This is a genomic window from Candidatus Accumulibacter sp. ACC005, assembly GCF_907163215.1.
Lineage (GTDB): Bacteria > Pseudomonadota > Gammaproteobacteria > Burkholderiales > Rhodocyclaceae > Accumulibacter > Accumulibacter regalis.
Window position 1 is genome coordinate 233,766 of record NZ_CAJQUB010000001.1, and the last position, 16,564, is coordinate 250,329.

At 66.0% G+C, this 16,564-nt stretch carries 11 protein-coding genes; 2 read left to right on the top strand and 9 right to left on the bottom strand.

Annotated features, from left to right (window positions below; translation table 11 throughout):
* Positions 1 to 135: 135 nt before the first annotated feature.
* From QZ613_RS01105 to hyfB, 6 genes are read right to left on the bottom strand one after another with little or no spacing between them, the layout of a single operon-like run.
* The gene (locus tag QZ613_RS01105) at positions 136 to 657 is read right to left on the bottom strand and encodes a formate hydrogenlyase (RefSeq protein ID WP_043565297.1); all 522 of its coding nucleotides are present in this window, start codon (positions 655 to 657) and stop codon (positions 136 to 138) included.
* The gene (locus tag QZ613_RS01110) at positions 657 to 2,219 is read right to left on the bottom strand and encodes an NADH-quinone oxidoreductase subunit C (RefSeq protein ID WP_043565296.1); all 1,563 of its coding nucleotides are present in this window, start codon (positions 2,217 to 2,219) and stop codon (positions 657 to 659) included. Before QZ613_RS01110 ends, QZ613_RS01105 begins: the two co-directional genes overlap by 1 nt.
* Positions 2,220 to 2,223: 4 nt before the next feature.
* On the bottom strand, positions 2,224 to 3,681 hold the full coding sequence (locus QZ613_RS01115) for a hydrogenase 4 subunit F (RefSeq protein WP_043565295.1): 1,458 nt from the start codon (positions 3,679 to 3,681) through the stop codon (positions 2,224 to 2,226).
* A 1-nt stretch (position 3,682) separates the two neighbouring features.
* Positions 3,683 to 4,342 (bottom strand): formate hydrogenlyase, encoded by a 660-nt coding sequence (locus QZ613_RS01120; RefSeq protein WP_043565294.1) that lies wholly within the window; start codon positions 4,340 to 4,342, stop codon positions 3,683 to 3,685.
* A gap of 1 nt (position 4,343) precedes the next feature.
* Positions 4,344 to 5,291: an NADH-quinone oxidoreductase subunit H gene (locus tag QZ613_RS01125; protein ID WP_043565292.1), complete on the bottom strand. Its 948-nt coding sequence runs from the start codon at positions 5,289 to 5,291 to the stop codon at positions 4,344 to 4,346.
* Entirely contained in the window at positions 5,288 to 7,336 is a 2,049-nt protein-coding gene (gene hyfB / locus QZ613_RS01130; protein ID WP_291981269.1) for a hydrogenase 4 subunit B, read from the bottom strand. The genes QZ613_RS01125 and hyfB overlap by 4 nt, the downstream gene beginning before the upstream one ends.
* Before the next feature lie 289 nt (positions 7,337 to 7,625).
* Here hyfB and QZ613_RS01135 point away from each other — a divergent pair, with 289 nt between their 5' ends.
* Both QZ613_RS01135 and QZ613_RS01140 read left to right on the top strand, forming a co-directional pair.
* Positions 7,626 to 7,826, top strand: a complete 201-nt coding sequence (locus QZ613_RS01135; protein ID WP_043565289.1) for a hypothetical protein — start codon at positions 7,626 to 7,628, stop codon at positions 7,824 to 7,826.
* A gap of 4 nt (positions 7,827 to 7,830) precedes the next feature.
* Positions 7,831 to 8,124, top strand: coding sequence for an acylphosphatase (locus QZ613_RS01140; protein ID WP_043565287.1), 294 nt, complete (start codon positions 7,831 to 7,833; stop codon positions 8,122 to 8,124).
* 18 nt (positions 8,125 to 8,142) lie between these two features.
* Here the strand turns inward: QZ613_RS01140 and pbpC are convergent, their stop codons facing one another.
* From pbpC to QZ613_RS01155, 3 genes are all read right to left on the bottom strand, one after another.
* Positions 8,143 to 10,440 carry a penicillin-binding protein 1C gene (gene pbpC, locus QZ613_RS01145; RefSeq protein WP_043565286.1) on the bottom strand — a complete coding sequence of 766 codons (2,298 nt, stop codon included), beginning with the start codon at positions 10,438 to 10,440 and terminating at the stop codon, positions 8,143 to 8,145.
* Positions 10,437 to 15,614 (bottom strand): alpha-2-macroglobulin, encoded by a 5,178-nt coding sequence (locus QZ613_RS01150; RefSeq protein WP_291981272.1) that lies wholly within the window; start codon positions 15,612 to 15,614, stop codon positions 10,437 to 10,439. Before QZ613_RS01150 ends, pbpC begins: the two co-directional genes overlap by 4 nt.
* Before the next feature lie 125 nt (positions 15,615 to 15,739).
* Positions 15,740 to 16,558 carry a symmetrical bis(5'-nucleosyl)-tetraphosphatase gene (locus QZ613_RS01155; protein WP_043565284.1) on the bottom strand — a complete coding sequence of 273 codons (819 nt, stop codon included), beginning with the start codon at positions 16,556 to 16,558 and terminating at the stop codon, positions 15,740 to 15,742.
* Between the last annotated feature and the right edge of the window lie 6 nt (positions 16,559 to 16,564).

Genomic DNA, 16,564 nt, shown 5'->3' on the forward strand with positions numbered 1-16,564 from the left:
TATGCCATCATCGACGCGAGTTACCGTTCCGTCAGCGCTCCCTGCCACGCCGCGAGGCGCCGTGCGAGCTCGCCCGGCGGCGTTGGCAGCGCACAGCTGGTGTTCGGGAATCGCCGACAGACGGCGGCGGAGCCTCTATCCTGGCGAGATTCGAGATCGCACCGCGGTCAGGATCCCGCGCAGGATTTCGAGTGGCGGCGGCGGGCAACCGGGCACCGCGACATCGACCGGAATGATGTTGGCGACGCGCCCGCAGCTGGCGTAGCTCTCGCCAAAAATGCCGCCGTCACAACCGCAATCGCCGACGGCAACGACCAGCTTGGGGTCCGGAGCGGCGTCGTAGGTGCGGCGCAGGGCCAGCTCCATGTGTCGTGAAACGGGTCCGGTCACCAGCAGCATGTCGGCATGGCGCGGGCTGGCGACGAACCTGATGCCGAGTCCTTCGATGTTGTGGTAGGGGTTGTTGAGGGCGTTGATTTCCAGCTCGCAGCCGTTGCAAGAACCGGCATCAACCTGGCGAATGCTCAGCGCCTGGCCGAGAATGTCGAGGAGTTCGCGCTGAATGCGCTCGCCGCCGACGCGCAGGGAATCACTGGGCTCGGGCGGCGCTTCGCTGCGGATACCGTTTCTTGCGATCTGTTTGAGAATGCGCCACATCAGAGGTCGTGTCCCGAGTAGCTGAGGTTGAAGGATTTGTTGATCAGCGGAAAGTCGGGAACGATGTCCGCCATGACTGCGTGTTCGAGTACCGGCCAGTTCTGCCACGAGGGATCGTGACAGTGACAGCGGCGGATACAGTGGGCGCCTTTATCTCCGTCGTATTCGAGGGCGACGAAGACCTCGCCGCGCCAGCCTTCAACCCAGCCGGCGCCGAACGCAAGCTTGCTTGGCAGCCGCAGTTCGCTGCGCGTCCGACCGTCGGGAAGCCGCGAAAGCAGCAGGCGAATCAGCCGCAGTGATTCAAGCAGTTCGTCGAAACGCACGCTGACGCGGGCGGCGACGTCGCCGCCGCGCTGCGTCGCGATCTTTACTTCGAGCTGGTCGTAGGGAATCCAGGCTCGGTCGCAGCGCAGGTCGGCGGCCTGGCCGCTGGCGCGCCCCGCCAGGCCGGTGAGGCCCAGTCGCGCGGCCAGCCCCGGCGACACCCGGCCGGTGGTCAGGAAGCGGTCCTGCAGGCCGGCGTGCTCGTCGTAAATCTGGCGCAGTTCCTGCACTTCACGCTCTATTCGGTCGCACTGGTCGGCCAAGCTGGCGGCAGTCGCTTGATCGACATCGGCTGTCACGCCACCCGGAACGACAACGTCCATCATCAGGCGGTGACCAAAGGCGTCCTTGGCGAGGCGAAGCCAGTCTTCCCTGAGCCTCGAGAACTGGGCCAGCCCGAAGGCGAACGCCGCATCGTTGCCGAGCGCCCCGAGGTCGCCGAGGTGGTTGGCCACCCGTTCGCGTTCGAGCAGCAGCGCCCGCAGCCAACTCGCACGTTCGCTAATCTCGCAGCCCGCCAGAGATTCCAGCGCCATACAGTAAGCCCAGCCGTAAGCGACAGTCGAATCACCCGACATCCGCCCGGCCAGCCGATGCGCCTGGAGTGCCGGCAGCTCGGTGAATCGTTTTTCGATCCCTTTGTGTTTGTAGCCCAGGCGTTGCTCAAGGCGCTGTACCTTCTCGCCGACGACCGAGAAGCGAAAGTGCCCCGGTTCGATGATTCCTGCATGGACCGGTCCGACCGGGATCTCATGCACGCCGTCGCCTTCGACGCGAACGAAGGCGTAGTCGGTGACTTCTCGATGTGGACCAGCGGCCCGGGGTGATTGATCACGGCGCAGCGGCCGGTAGTTTTCTGGCCAGGCGCCGTGGTCGAGCCACGGGCGCCGGTCGGAAACGCCTTCGGCGACGACACCGAGCAGATCGGCTGCCGCCCGCTGCAGGCGGCCTGCGCAGGGAAAGAATGGCACCAGGTCCGGATAGGTCGCAGCCCGCTCGGCAAGCGGCAAATCGAGCCATAGCAGACCTTCAGGAACGGCATAGGCCGCCGAGATCACCAGACCGCCGGACGCGCCGTGCGTGCGATCGGACGCCCAGAGGGTGAGTAGCCGTCCGCCGTTCTCGGACAGCGCCCGGGCGAGGACCTGCCAGGTTTCGCTGCGCACCGTAGCGCGCCAGATCGGCAGCGGTGCCGGCAGGCGTTCGCCATCGAGGCTGAACCCGGAAATCCGCATCGCCTCAACCGCCGATCATCGCCGCCGCCTGACGATACCAGTCGTGCAGGTACGGCGGGATATACAGGCCGAGCATCAAGCCCAGACCAAGATGCGCGAACACTGGGAACAGCGCCGGCGTGTGGCCTAGCGTCTTCTTGAGCGAGGTTTCGCCGAAGGCCATCGGCTGGACGCGGCTGAAGACGGCGGCGAAAGCGACGCCGAGGGCCAGCAGCAGGAATGGCGTGGCCCAGGAATGGTCGCGCATGGCCGTGGTGAGAATGAGAAATTCGCTGGCGAAGACCCCAAATGGTGGCATGCCGAGGATCGCCAGCGAGCCGAGCATCATCCCCCAGGCGAGCCGCGGACTGACCTTGATCAGACCGCGGATGTCGGCCATGTTCTGCGTCCCGGCCTTCTGCGTGGCATGCCCGACGGCAAAGAAAATCGCCGACTTGATCAGCGAATGCACCGTCATGTGCAGCAAGCCGGCATAGTTGGCGATCGCGCCGCCCATGCCGAAAGCGAAGGTGATCAGCCCCATGTGCTCGATCGACGAGTAGGCAAACATGCGCTTGACGTCCTTTTGCCGAGACAGAAAGAACGCCGCAACGACCACCGACAGGAGACCGAAGCCCATCATCAGCTCGCCGGCGAGCGGGTTGCCCAGGGCCCCGTCGGTGAGCACCTTGCAGCGCAAAAGGGCATACACGGCGACGTTCAACAGCAGGCCCGACAGCACCGCAGAAACCGGCGTCGGCCCCTCCGCATGTGCATCCGGCAGCCAATTGTGCATCGGCACCAGGCCAACCTTGGTGCCGTAGCCGATGAACAGGAAAGCGAAAGCCAGGGTAATGATGGTCGGATCGAGCTGTGTCTTGACCGCGTCGAGATTGGTCCACAACAATGCACCCGCCTCGGTGCCGATCACCTTTTCCGCCGCCATGTACAGCAATACCGTCCCGAACAGGGCCTGGGCGATGCCGACGCCGCAGAGAATGAAGTATTTCCACGCTGCTTCGAGACTGGCCGCTGTCCGGTACACGCTGACCAGCAGCACGGTGGTCAGCGTCGCCGCCTCCATGGCCACCCACAGGATGCCCATGTTGTTGGTGGTCAGCGCCAGCAACATCGTGAAACTGAACAATTGATACATGCTGTGGTAGAGGCGCTGCCGCTGCGGCGTCATTTTGCCGTGGTCCTGCTCGATGCGCATGTAAGGGCGCGAGAAGATGGCCGTGGTCAGGCCGACAAAGCTGGTCAGGGTGACCAGAAAAACGTTCAGCGGGTCAATGAAGAATTCGTGCTTCCAGAGCAGCTGCGGCCCACCCGAGACTATCTCGACGGTCAGCATGCAGGTGGCGACGAAGGTTGCGAGGCTGAACGCGACATTGATTTCGCGCGCGCTGTTTCGCTGCCCGGTAAACGCCAGAACCAGGCTGCCAAGCAGGGGGATGCCGAGGACGTAGAACAGCGTTTCCAGGTCAGTCCTCCTTGAGCTTTTCGAGGTGGCTGATGTCGAGGCTGTCGAACTGCTCGCGAATCTGGAACATGAAGACGCCGAGAATCAGAATGCCGACCAGCACGTCGAGAGCGATGCCAAGTTCAACGACCATCGGCATGCCGTAGGTGGCCGACGTGGCGGCGAAGAACAGGCTGTTTTCCATTGACAGGAAGCCGATCACCTGAGGCACCGCCTTGGCACGGGTAATCATCATCAGGAACGAGAGCAAGACGCAGGCGAGCGCGATGCCGAGTGTGCCGCGGGCGATACTGGCCGACAGCTTCGAGATCGGCAGCGCCAGGTCGAAGGCGAAAATGACGAGCACGATGCCAATGATCATCGTCGTCGGGATGTTGATCAGCGTTTCGATATCCCAGCGTACGTTGAGGCGATTGATCACCCGATGCAGCAACAAGGGAATCAGGATGACCTTGACCACCAGGGTGATGCCGGCCGACAGGTAGAGGTGCGGCTGATCCGTCGCGTAGCCGACCACCAGCGTCGCCGCGACCAGCGTGGCCCCCTGCGCGGTGAACAGGTGAATCAGCGACAGAATCCGCCGCTGCGAGATCATCGCAAAGGCGAGGATCAGCAGCGTTGACGCCAGCAGATTGATCAGTTGGGCGACGAATTCACTCATCTCACGGTCGTACCAGGATGTGGACCAACATGCCGATCACCGCCAGCAGGAACGCGGTGGCGAGGAATTCCGGAGCGCGGAAGATGCGCATCTTGGCGCTGAGCGTCTCGAGTAACGCCAGCAGGGCGCCGCCGATCGCCAGCTTCAGGACCAGCGCCGGCATCGCCAGCAGCAGCGCCAGCGGCGCCTGCGCCTCGGCGACGCCCCAGGGGAAGAACAGCGCCAGCCCGATGCACGAATAGGCGAAGAGCTTCAGGCTGGCGGCCCATTCGAGCAGCGCCAGATGACGGCCCGAATACTCGAGGATCAACGCTTCGTGAATCATCGTCAGTTCGAGGTGCGTCGCCGGGTTGTCCACCGGCACGCGGGCGTTTTCGGCCAGCGACACCATGGTGAAGGCGACGCCGGCGAAAGCCAGACTCGGATAGATGGCCAGCTCGCGATGCGCCAGCGTCTCGACGATGGTCGTCAGCGAGGTCGAGTTCGAGATCAGCGATGCCGAGAACAGGACCATCAGCAGCGCCGGTTCGGCGAGAAAGCCGATCAGCATTTCACGCCGCGCCCCCAGCGTGCCGAAAGAAGTGCCGACATCCATGGCCGCCAGGGAAATGAATACCCGCGCCACTCCGAGCAGGCCGACCAGGGCAATCGCATCTGCCGCTGGCGAAAGAGGCAGGTCGGTCGATAGCGTTGGGACGATTGCGCAGGCCAGCGCCATGCAGCCGAAAACGATGTACGGAGCGCCGCGAAACAGGGGCGAAGCGTGCTCGGCAAGCACCGACTCCTTGTTGAAGAGCTTGTGCAGCGTGCGGTACGGCTGCAGCAAGCCGGGCGCCGAGCGGTTCTGCAGCCAGGCGCGCCATTGATTGATCCAGCCGCCGAGCAGGGGCGCCAGAAGCAGCGCCAGGACGATCTCCAGCAGTTGCGAGAAGGCGCCGAGCCAGGTCATAGCTCGACCACCAGCAGCACGGTGATCAGGGTTACGAAGCTGTACAGCAGGTAGACCGCAATCCGTCCCTGCTGCAACAGACCGATGAGCCGTGCCAGACGCTCGACGGCGGCAGCCAGCGGCAGGTAGAGCCAATGCCAGAAGGGGTCGGTGACGCTGACGCGATAGCGCGGCTCGGCATCGAAAGCCGTCGGCAGCTCGCGCTCCCAGCGGAAGAAGGGTTCGAAGATTTGCCGAATCGGTTGTCCGAAACCTTCGGCGGTATCCTGCATGCGGGCGTTCTGCCAGGGGAAGCCGCAGTCCCAGGGCGCCGCGCGCCGCACGCGGCCGTGGTAGAAGAGGCGCACCAGCAGGAAGGCGAGCGCGAAGCTTGCAGCGACGCCGAGCAGGAAGATCGCCGGCCCGTAGCTCGCGCGCTCGATCGCCACCGGCGCCAGCAGCCAGCCGCTGCTGCCGACCGTCTTGGCAAGGCCAGAGCCGACCAGCAACTGCGTCACCGGATCGATGAGGGCGATGAACTGCACCGGAAACAGTCCGAGCGCAATGCATCCGGCGACCAGCCAGGCCATGCCGGCACGCTCCCAGCGGCCGGCATCATGCGCCTGCGCCAGCTTCTCCTCGCGTGGCTGGCCGAGGAAAATGACGCCGAAGAACTTGACCATGGTATAGCCGGCGAGCGCGGCGACCAGTGCGATCAGGGCGGCGACCACGGGAATCAGCATGTTGAGGAATGAACTCGGCAAATCCGGCGAGAACAGGAAGCTCTGCAGCAGCAGCCACTCGGAGACAAAGCCGCCAAAGGGCGGCAAGCCGGCGCTGGCCAGAACACCGATCAGCATGGCCCAGGCCACCCAGGGCATGCTGCGGATCAAACCACCGAGCTTGCCGAGGTTGCGTTCGAGGGTGGCGTGCAGGACCGCGCCGGTGCCGATAAAAAGCAGCCCTTTGAAGAAGGCATGGCTGGCCACATGGTAGAGCACGGCGGTCAACGCCAATGCCGCCATCACAGGCATGCCTTGGGTCGAGAACAACACCGCCAGGCCGATGCCGGTGAACAGCAAACCAATGTTCTCGATCGATGAATAGGCCAGCAGGCGTTTCATATCGACCTGCACTGCCGCGAAGACGACACCGAACAGCGCGGTCGCCAGGCCGAACGCCAGCAGCACCAGGCTCCACCACCACACGGGCGTGCCGAGCAGATCGAAAATGATCCGCAGCAAACCGTAGATGGCCGTCTTCAACATGACCCCGCTCATCAGCGCGGAGACGGGCGACGGCGCCGCCGGATGTGCCTCGGGAAGCCAGACGTGCAGCGGTACGATGCCCGCCTTGGCGCCGAAACCGAATAGCGCCAGCAGGAAAGCGATCGATGCCCGGTCCGGCAAAATCTCCTGCGAGCGCATGTTGGCAAACGTGTAGTCGCCGGTATCCGCCTGCAGGATGCCGAAGCACAACAGGATGCCGAGAGCGCCGACATGCGCGATCAGCAGGTAGAGGTAGCCTGCTCGCTGGATCTCGGCGATGCGGTGGTTGGCGGTGACCAGGAAAAAAGACGACAGGGCCATCGTTTCCCACATCACCATGAAGGCGTAGGCGTCGTCAGCGAGAACGACAAGGACCATGCTGGCCAGAAAGATGTGGTATTCGAGCGCCAACAAGCCGGGCGGCGTGCCTTCGCCCTTGCGGAAGTAGCCAGCCGCAAATGCGGACACACCGGCGGCAACGCCTCCGATGATCATCAGGAAGAACGCAGACAGGCTGTCGAGGCGAAAATGGAAGGGCAGACCTGGCAGCCCGAAGGGCAACACCGCCACCTCCGGCGAGCTGAGAATCGCGCTCAGAGCGACGCCGAACAAGAGCAGGCCGAAGGCCCCGCCGGCAGGAAACAGCACTCTGGCCACCAGGGCCAGGCGGTGCAAGGCGAACACCCCTGCGACGCCAATCAGCAGCCACGCAGCAACAACCAGCAGGATCCAGTCCAGATGTACCCAGCTGGTCGGATCCAGGAAAACGCCCGTGCTGATCAGTGGCAACTGGCGCACCGCAGATTTTCGCTGGCCGCGCTTGCGTCGCCTGGTTCACGAAAAATGGTTTCGCATGCGTGGGAAGTCAGCGCGTCTCGACCACCACGGATAGGGAACCACATACCGTCCGGAGTTCCAGAAAACGCCTTCGGAAGCGGCGAAAAGCGGGGTGCGCGAATACTGTTGCGGCCTTGGCCGGAGCAAACCGCATCAACGAGATTTTCTGGTATCGTGTGCATCAAGCGCCAATTATATGCGCTTCTGTTACCATTGCAACGACAATCAAACTCACATGAAATGTGCCGATATGGAAAACCGAACCGCTCGCTTGACCATTCTCGTCGACCCTGTCAAGAAGAGGATCTTCGAAGAAATCTGCACGGCTCACGATCTGACGCCGTCCCAGGTGGTCAGGAAACTGATCCGTCAATACATCATTGAAAACGCTGGCGATCGGGAACTTCCCGAGTGGCTGCAGGGACGGCCATCGTCCGACGCAAGCTCCTAGCCTGATGGGTGAAACAGTTTGCCGAAACCTGCGTATCCATGGCCGCGTCCAGGGGGTTGGCTATCGCTGGTCGCTAGCCGCCGAAGCCGCGAAACTCGGGCTGGCCGGCTGGGTGCGCAACCGACGCGATGGCAGCGTCGAAGCGCTGGTCAGCGGCTCGATCGAGGCGATCGACGCGCTGGTCGTGTGGGCTCACCGTGGACCGTCGATGGCCCGCGTCGACAGCGTCTTGTGCGCCGAAGGCAACGCCGGAGAACTCGGCACGCGCAGCGGTTTCGTCCAGATCGCCACGCGCTGAGAAGCTGTGTTCAGTCGCTCAGCGCACGCTGATCTCGACGCGGTCGTAGCGACCGGCGTCGTCCAGAACCGTGATCTGGTAGCGCCCGGCATCGCTGAAGCGCTGCTGCAGGGCGCGACCCGCTGGCACGCGGCCGATCTGGCGGCCGTTCAATAGCCAGATCAGCTCGTCCTGGCCGCCGCGTGCTTCAAGACGCAGCTCGGGGGCCGGGCCGTTGCCGGCGCGGCGGATCGTCGCTCCGTCGCTGATGCCGACGATGTGCAGGCCGCCTTCCGGCGAACGCGCGCCGACGCAGGCCGGCGCCCAGTCTGGCGGCAGCGCGCGTTCCCGCGTCGTCACGTCGAGCCAGGGTTCGAGGGCGGCGGGCCAGCGCGCCATGTCCACGGCGGTCATCTCGCCAGCGGCACAGGCGGCACGCACGCGCAGTCCGCTGACGCTGTCGCGGTAGTCGGTATAGCGTGCGCCGCCAGCGCGCAGTCGGTCTGCGAAGGTCGGCGGCGCGGCGTCGCTGAGAATCCAGGCCGTTCGTTCCTGATGGCAGAGCTCGGGCGGCGTGGTCTCGCTGCGCGTTCCGAGCGGCCAGCAGATGCGGGTGGCGGAGACGCTCGCTGGCGGTGTCCGCGCTGCCGGCGGCGAGTCGTCGATGACGGCAAAGGCGTCGACCAGCAGTGGTGCGGCGATGTTGGCGCCGAAGAAGCCGGGGTTCGGCGTGCCGTCGGGCCGGCCGATCCAGACGCCGACGGTGAAGCGGTCGCTGACGCCGACGGCCCAGGCGTCGCGAAAACCGAAGCTGGTGCCGGTCTTCCAGGCGATGCCGCGGCGTATGCCGACGCCGTCGTTGACCTGGCGGGCGACCGGGCCGCCTGCTTCGAGGACGTCGCGGATGATGAAGGCGGCACCTTCGCTGAGCATGCGCGCTTCCTCGATCGGCGCATCGGGGAAATAGCGCGGCCGGCCGCTGACGCCGGCGCGCGCCAGCGCCGTGTAGGCGCCGACCAGGCCTTCCAGGTTCACCGCCGTGCCACCGAGGATGACGCTGAGATTGGCCTCGGCGCCACGCGGCAGTTCGAGCTTCAGGCCGCCGCGGCGCAGCAGCGAAACGAAACGCTGCGCGCCGAGCCGCTCGAGTACTTCGACCGCCGGAACGTTGAGCGACCTGTGCAGCGCTTCGGAGACGCTGACCGGGCCGCTGAAATTGGCCTGGAAGTTGCCCGGCTGGTAACCGGAAAAAGACTGCGGCACGTCGGCGAGCAGCGACTCGGAATGGATCAGGCCTTCGTCGAGCGCCAACCCGTAGAGGAAGGGTTTCAACGTCGAACCCGGCGAGCGTGCCGCCTGCACCATGTCTACGTGCGCAAAGCGGGCGTTGTCGGTGAAATCGGCCGATCCGGCGTAGGCGAGCACTTCGAGGGTGCGGTTGTCGACGACCAGAGCGGCCATCGAGACGCGTGGCGGCAGCGACGGCAGCCGTGCCGCGAGCAGGTATTCGAGCGACTGCTGCATGCTCGCGTCGATGGTGCTGTCGATGCGCGCGGCGTGCGGCCGCAGCCGCCGCAGGCGCTCGGCGAGCAGCGGCGCGAGCAGTGGCTCGCGAATGCTCTGGGCGATCACCGGTTCCTGGCGGGCGTCGGCGATCGCCGCCGCGCCCCAGCGCGACTGCAGGCGATCGAGGACCTTGTCGCGCGCCTGCCGGGCACGTTCCGGGTAGCGGTCGGGGCGCAGCCGCGACGGCGCCTGCGGCAGCACGGTGAGCAACGCCGCCTCGGATTCGCTCAGCCGTTGCGCGGTTTTGCCGAGGTAGGCGCGGCTGGCTGCCTCGACGCCTTCGACGACGCCGCCCATCGGTGCGAAGCTCAGGTAGATCTCGAGAATCTCGCGTTTCGACAGGTGTAGTTCGAGCTGCAGCGCGCGCACGATCTGCTGCAGTTTGCCGCCCACACTGCGCGGCGTCGGTTCGAGCAGGCGCGCGACCTGCATGCTCAGCGTCGACCCGCCCGAGACGACGTCGCCATGGCGCAGCCATTGCCAGCCCGCGCGCAGCAGCGCCCACGGATTGACGCCGGGATGCCACCAGAAGCTGCGGTCCTCGTAGGCGACCAGCGCTTCGATGTAGCGCGGCGAGACGTCTTCGATGCCTATCGGGTGGCGCCAGATGTGTTCGCCGTCGGGAAAGGCGCGCAAGGGTGTACCGTCACGGGCGACGACCAGCTGCGCCTGTGGCGCCGACCGCCCCGGCAGGGGCGGCGGCCAGAGCTGGTCGGCCAACAGCAGGAGACTCAGGGCCGCGCCCAGCGCCAGCTCCAGCCAGCGCGTCATTTGCCGGGGGCAGCCTTTTCTTCGCTGCCGTCGGCGATCAGCATGGTCTGCTGAGCGCCCGACAGCCCGTAGACCTGCGGCTGGTACATGTCTTCGGCGTAGCTTGGCGGGACGACGAAGCGCCCCGGAGTAACCACGCGCACGCGGTAGAAGAATTGCATCTCGCCGGCGAGCCTGGCGGCAACGACGAAACGGTCGTCGCGGAACTCTACGTGCTCGATGTTGCTGTTCTGCATCGCCTGCCGTGGATCGACGCCGTCGATGGTGACCACCGACTGCTCGCCCTGGACGAGGTGGGTGTTTTCGATTTCGACGCCCGCCGGGATGTAGTCGACGACCAGACCGTTGGCGTAACGGCCGGCGCTTTTCACCCGCAGGCGAACGATCGCCGTTTCTCCGACGCGCAGCGGCCGATCGCCGAGCGGCTTGCCTTCGGCGGTGAACCAGTCGCGTTTCAGATCGAAGTCATCGCGGCGCTCGGCAGGCGTGCTCGCCGGGTTGCCGGCAAGGTTGAGCTCGGCAAAGAGGCGTTCGCTGCCGGCGTTCCTGATCGTCACTCCCGCCGCCAGCTGCTCTGCCGACAGGGGCAGGTACTGCGTTCCCTGGCCGCCGATGGCCTGCGTTTTTCCCGCCGACAGCCATTCGCCTCGCCATTCCCTGGCCGTTTCGGTGGCGAAACTTCGTCCGAGGAGGAACAGTGCCAGTTTCTCCTGCGTGCTGAAGTAGCGTCTGCCGACCATTTCCGCCGCCACCTGATTGACCAGGTTCGCGCGTCCGGCCGGCGTCAGCTGGTGCCTGTCGAGCAGCACCTCGATCAGCGCCCAGTCGCGCAGGTTGCTGCCATAGTCACCCCACCAGGCGTAGAGCGGGCCTGCACGCCGCTTGATGAGCCCGGCTGCGATGGCCTCATTGGCGCGCGCTTCGTCGCCCATCAGCTTGAGCGCCAGGCCAAGATGGACCAGCGCCAGCCCGGACGGTGCGGCAGCCTGCGACTCCGCCAGCTGGCGCAGCGTCGACAGCGGTGCCTTGCCCTGGCGCGCGAGGACGTAGGCGCCGTAGGCGAGCACCGCGAAACGCCCCGATCCGGCATAACGGTGGTCGTTCCAGACCGAGTTCTCGTTGTACTTGACTTCCCCTGTCGGCAAGCCGGCGACGCCCTCCTGCAGCCCCTTGAGCAGGAATTCGAAGGCGCGTTTCTCGACCGCGGGCGGGACGTTGAAACCCTGTTCGCGCGCATCAAGGAGGAAATTGCTGACGTAGGCCGACAGCCAGTACTGGTATTCGGAGAGGTTTCCCCACAGGCTGAAGCCGCCGTTGGGCGCCTGCATGCCCGCCAGCCGGGCGATCGCCTTGTCGAGCATCTCCGCACGCTCTGCCTGGGTGAAGGGCTTGAGCCCGAATTTCTGTGCGGACGTCTGGTCGATGAAGACGTGCGGATAGGCGCTGCTGGTCGTCTGCTCGGCGCAGCCGTAGGGGTAGCGTAACAAACCCTGCACGGCACTGCGCACGTCGATCGGTGTCTGGTTCGAGAGCGCCAGCGTTGCCGCGACGCTGCCGCGCAGGAAGCCGCCCAGCTCGGCAGCGCGGACTTCGACGCTTGCGCCGGGAGCGATCGCCAGTCGCTCGAGCACCGACTGGCGCGGCGTCGGCGCCTGCACCTGCAGCGCGAAGCGGCGATCGATCCTGACGCGCGGGCTGTCGACGCGCACCCGTATCTCGGTCAGGCCGAGCGCGCTGCCGGCGTCGATCGGGATGCGCAGGGTACGCTTCTGCTGATCCTGCAGCCGGAACCGTTGTTCGCCATCCTGGATCTGCAGGCCGTCGGCGTTGCTGACCGCGACGCTGATCTGCTGTGCGCTGCCGGCCAGATTCTGCACGTCGAGCGCCAGCACGGCGCGGTCGCCGACGGCGAGAAAGCGTGGCGTCGCCAGTTCGACGATCAGGGGTGCGGCGACGGTGACCTCGGCTTCCTGCCAGCCGAAGCGCTCGCCGCTGGCAGCGACGGCCATCAGGCGCAGGCTGCCGTTGAAGTCGGGGACAGCCAGCGAGACCTCGGCCTGGCCGTTTTCGTCGAGCATCACCGGGCCACTGAAGAGGTCGACCAGGCGCACTTTCTTCGGCATGCTGCGCGTCGGCTGGGGGCCGGCGTCGCCGCCGAACTTGAGCTTGCCCTGGTCGCCGGCCATCTTCTCGATCACCCGGCCGTAGATGTCGTAGGCGTCGGCGCCGTAGCGCAGCTTGGCAAAGAAGAAGGCGAAGGGATCGGGGCTCGCGAAACGGGTGATGTTGAGGATGCCGGTATCGACCGCCGAAAGCGTCAGCAGGGTCTTCTGCCCCTTGGCCTCGGGGACGCTGACCTTCACCTTCAGTGGCTGCTCGGGTTCGATTTTCTGCGCCGCTTCCAGGCTCACCGCCAGCTTGCGATTGCTGCGTTCGAGGGGCAGGTGGACCAGGCCCAGCGCCCGCGCAGGGGTCACCTTTTCGTCCTTGCCGCCGGGACGCAGGACCATCACCGCGACGTAGAGATCGTGCCTTTGCCAGGACTTGTCGATGGGGATGTCGATGCTCGTTCCGTCGGCGCCGATGGACAGCCGGCGCGCCCACAGTCCGCGTTCGCCCTCGACCGTGACCAGTGCTTCGCCGGCGTGCGGCGGGGTGATCGTCAGGCGCGCCGTGTCGCCGGCCTTGTAGGCCGGCTTGTCGAGCTTGAGCGCCACCCGGTCGGGGCGTACGCCCTGCGTTTCGTCGTCCTTGGCCGACCAGCCGGCGTAGAAGCGGAAGCGTGTCGTCTGGCCGGTTTCCGGGTCGAAGACTTCGACCCGGTAGCGGCCGTAGGTCACCGGCAGGCTGAGCCTGCCACGCCCGCCCGCAGGCACCGAGACCTGCGTCGTCGCGACCAGTTCGTTACCCTCGGTGAATCCCGAATGCCAGCCACGCTGGTCGTCGAAGCGCCAGTAGTACTGGCGATCCTCGCGGAAAAGGCGTACCGGCAGCGCCGTTCCGGCGTGCAGGGCGGCGTCGGCAGTGGCGCGAACGACCTCGAACTCGGCCGGCGTATTTTCGCGTGCATAGGCGCCGACGAACATCGGGCGCAGGCCGACGAGGACCGGCGCCGGCCAGAAGACGCGTTCGATGCTGCGTACGACCGGCCGGCCGCCGCTTTCGAGCAGGCTCAGCGTCGCGCGCACGGTGAACGGTGAGCGCCGCTCGACGACCGTCTCCAGGGCGACGTCGACGGCTGCCTGGCCCTGGTCGTCGAGGGTCGTTGCCGGCAGTTCGCGGCGTGCCTTGACGCTCTCCTCGTCGGCGTCACCGAAGACGAAGCCGGGAAGCTTCTGCGCCAGCGGGTTGCGGTTGCGTTCGCTGGTCACCACCCCGATCAGGCTGTTGCCGGCTGCCGCCGCGCCGTACAGGTAACGCCCGCTGACGTCGACCTGCCAGGTTGACGAGGTCCTGCTCAGGCGCTCGCTGGCGGTGCTCAGTTCGAGCTTCATTCGTTCAGGCAGGAACTCCTCGACGGCGAAAGCCATGCTCGTGCTGGCCATTCTGGCCGCCGGGTCGGCGCGCAGTTCGAGTTGCCAGGAGCCGGTGGCGGCGTCGACCGGAAGTTCGATGGCCCGCTGGTAGTAGCCGGCGAAGGCCGGATCGGGTTGCCAGCTTGCCGTCCACTGCGCCCTGCCGTCGGGACGGCGAAGAATCGCCTGGATCGGCTGTGGCGGTACGGGGTGGCCGTCGGCATCGCGGGCCAGCACCGAGACGGCAAAGTGCTCGCCCGGCCGGTAGAGGTTGCGACCGCTGTAGGCAAAGAGGCGCAGCGGCACGTAGGGCATGCCGGCGATATCGAACTCGGCGAGGTCGAGCGCCGCTTCGCGCAGCGTGATCAGCGACATCTGCTCGCCCTTCCTGGCCATCAGCACGCGCGCGCCCGCCGGTTTCTCGGCAAAGCTGACGCGACCGTCGCCGTTGCTCTCACTGCGCGCCAGGGTCTTGCCGTGTTTATCGACCCAGCTGACCTCGACGCCCGAGCGCGCCTTGCCGTCGGTCAGCGAGCTGACGTAGGCGTCCGCGCCGCCAGCGGCGTACTGGCGCAGGTGCAGGCCAAGATCGCTGACGTAGAAGTAGGTCGTCTGGTAGTCGCCGCGGAAACGATTCGGCTGCGACATCACCGCTACGTAGACGCCGGGTTCGCGTAACGCCGGGATGGTCTCGACCGGGATGAAGGTTACCCGGCGCCGATCGGCCTGCTGTTCGGTCAGAAAGCGGCCGATGAAGGCGCTGGTCGTCAGCTCGTGCAGCTGATCGAGATCCCAGTCGCTGACCGCTCCCTTGAGACGTGTGCCGCGGTTGTAATAGGGGTCGCCGCCATCGTCGCCGTCGCCATAGCCATCGTCGCCATTCGGTTGCTTGCTCGTTGTCGGGCCGCGGGCGACGACCTTTTCGAGAAAGCGGGTCAGCTGATCGGGCTTGACCCTGAGGAACTGGATGTCCACCTCCGGCACATTGACCGTCGTCACCGGCAGGCCGCCGTTCTGCGTCGCCGGCAGAACCATGCCGCGGCTGGCGAAGTAGAAAGCAGGCGGAACGGCCGCGCTGGTGATCGAGAAGCGGGATTCCTGCGCCAGCTGGCTGCCGTTCCTGGCCGTCAGGCCGGGCTGGACGCGCACCACGTAGCGCACCTGGGGCTTGATGCGCGGGAAGAACAGCAGGTGTGGATTCTCGCCGACGACCCAGGCGCCGGCAACCGGCTTGCCGCCTTCGAGCACGGTGTCCTGCGGCGAACGGCTGCTGCGCGTCGCTGCAGTCGGGTTGTCGTCCTCGGCGTGGGCGGCGCTGTCGTCGGGGCTGCCGTCCTTGCTCGCGCGGGTGGCCTTGGCCGCGGCCGGCATTTCCACGACCTGGACGAACCTGTCGTAGTTGCTCCGGCTGTCGAGGGGCAGGCTGAACGAGAGCGCCAGCGCCGGTGAGCCGTCGAATTCCCGATGCGCGCCGTCGACCACCTCGAAGGCGACTCCCGCCGTCGCCGCCGCATGCTCATCGTTGCCGGGCAAGTGGCCGATGGCCAGCAGACCGGCAAGGGCCAGAATCACGGCTGCGACAATGGCCAGCAGCGACGCTTGTCCGCCTTGTTTCCCGCCCTCTCCGCGCGGGTCTCGCGCTCGTTCCGCGATCTGCATGGCTCCCTCCCGAAGCAAGTTCTCGCGGAATTCTAGCAGGCAGTGGCTGGCCGGCGGCGATGGTCAGGGGAGAGCGGTGAGAGCGCGGGTCCGTTTTCCCCGAACGCGGCGCGGATTGGCTCGGCTCAGCCGGGATCCTCGCAAAGCGCGCAGTTGATCTGGAAGATCTCGCGGTCCTCGAGACGAATGGCGGTCAGATGGCGGCCCCAGAGGCAACCCGAATCGAGGGCCAGCAGATTGGGCTCGATTTTCAGCCCCAGCGCCGACCAATGGCCGGTGACCAGCACGTCCGCGGCGCTGCGCCGGTTGGGAAGTTCGAACCACGGCACCAGGTCGGGCGGGGCGCTGTTGAGCTCGCCCTTGGTCTTGAAGTCCATGGCGCCGTCGGGTGTGCAAAAGCGCATGCGGGTCATGGCATTGACGATTACCCGCAAGCGTGGCCAGCCTTCAAGGTCATCACTCCACGCTGCCGGTTCGCTGCCCCACATGTTGGCCATGAAGTCGAGATAGGTGGGGCCGGTCAGCACCGCCTCGACCTCGGCGGCGAGCTCGCGAGCGCGGTCCACCGTCCACTGTGGAAGCAGTCCGGCATGCACCAGGCAAAACTCGCGCTCGCGGTGGCACAGCGGGCGATGACGCAGCCAGCCCATCAATTCCTCGCAGTCGGGCGCGTCGAGGATGTCGTCGAGCGTATCGCCCTTGCTGCGCCGGTCGAAGCCCGCCGCGGCCATCAACAGGTAGAGGTCGTGATTGCCGAGAACGGTGATCGCGGACGCGCCAAGGTCACGCACGAAGCGCAGGGTTTCCAACGAGTGCGGGCCACGGTTGACCAGGTCGCCGACGAACCAGACGCGGTCGCTGGCAGGGTCGAAGCGGCACTTTTCCAGCAGCTGCTGCAAGGAGTCGAAGCAGCCCTGAATGTCGCCGATCGCGTAAGTCGCCATGATTGC